This is a genomic window from Streptomyces sp. NPDC006265 (assembly GCF_040613555.1).
Classification (GTDB): domain Bacteria; phylum Actinomycetota; class Actinomycetes; order Streptomycetales; family Streptomycetaceae; genus Streptomyces.
This window is the reverse complement of record NZ_JBEXSH010001463.1, coordinates 1-1,252: the sequence shown is the minus strand read 5'-3', so window position 1 is coordinate 1,252 and position 1,252 is coordinate 1. Positions and strand designations below refer to the sequence as shown.

At 77.6% G+C, this 1,252-nt stretch carries 1 protein-coding gene; it reads right to left on the bottom strand.

Translation table 11 applies throughout. The features are described 5' to 3' along the window. Positions 1 to 9: 9 nt before the first annotated feature. Positions 10 to 1,252, bottom strand: a 1,243-nt coding sequence (locus ABZ281_RS49830) for an NAD(P)H-hydrate dehydratase (protein WP_356665508.1), incomplete at its 5' end; no start/stop codon positions are given.

Here is a 1,252-nt window from a genome sequence, read left to right as displayed (position 1 = left end):
GCAGGTCACTCAGCCAAGGACATTCCGCCAGGCCTCCGGAACGGCATCCGCCACGTCATGCGCCCCCACCGGCGCGCCGTCCGCCGCCAGCCGCCCGGCCAGCCCGTGCAGATACGCCCCCGCACTCGCCGCATCCACCGCCGACAGCCCCGCCGCCAGCAAGGACCCGCCCAGCCCCGACAGCACGTCCCCGCTCCCGGCCGTGGCCAGCCACCCCGTCCCCGTCGGATTCACCCGCACCGCCCCACCCCCCGAGTCGGCCACCAGCGTCGTGGACCCCTTCAGCAACACGGTCGCCCCGTACCGCCGCGCCAGCTCCCGAACCGCCGCCAGCCGTCCGCCCTCGACCTCTCCCCGCTCCACCCCCAGCAGGGCCGCCGCCTCCCCCGCATGCGGTGTCATCAGCGTCGGCGCCCGCCGCCCCCGCACGACCTCCGCGTCCGCCAGCCGCAGCCCGTCCGCATCGATCAGCACCGGCACGTCCGACGCCAGCACCTCCGCCACCGTCACCGCGTCGTCCCCGGCCCCCGGCCCGACGACCCACGCCTGTACCCGCCCGGCGTGCTTCGGCCCCTGATCCGACACGAGCGTCTCGGGAAACCGCGCGATGACGGCGTCCCCGGCCGGTCCGACGTAGCGCACGGCCCCGGCCCCGCCCCGCAGCGCGCCCGAGACGGCGAGCACGGCGGCCCCCGGATACCGCGCCGACCCGGCGGCGATCCCGACCACACCCCGCCGGTACTTGTCGCTCTCCGCCCCCGGCACCGGCAGCAGCCGCGCCACGTCCTCGTGCTGCAACGCCTCCAGCTCCGGCTCGGCCGGCAGCTCCAGCCCGATACGGACCAGCCGCACCGATCCCGCGTACTCCCGTGCCGGATCGATGAGGAGCCCCGGCTTGTGCGTCCCGAACGTCACGGTCAGATCGGCCCGCACGGCATGCCCGTGCACCTCCCCGGTGTCGGCGTCGACACCGCTCGGCAGATCGACCGCGACCACGGCCCCGCGCGAGCGCCCGGCGGCAGCGGCCAACGGCACCGCCTCCGGCCGCAGCCCGCCCTTCCCCCCGATCCCGACGATCCCGTCGACGACGAGGTCAGCGCCGTCGACGAGCGCCTCACCGGCACCGGCCCCCGCGACCCGTCCCCCGGCCCGCCGCAACGCCACGAGCCCCGCCGCATGCGCCCGCTCCGGCGCGAGCAGCACCGCCGTGACCCCGGCCCCCCGACGGGCCAGCCGGGCCCCGGCGTACAGG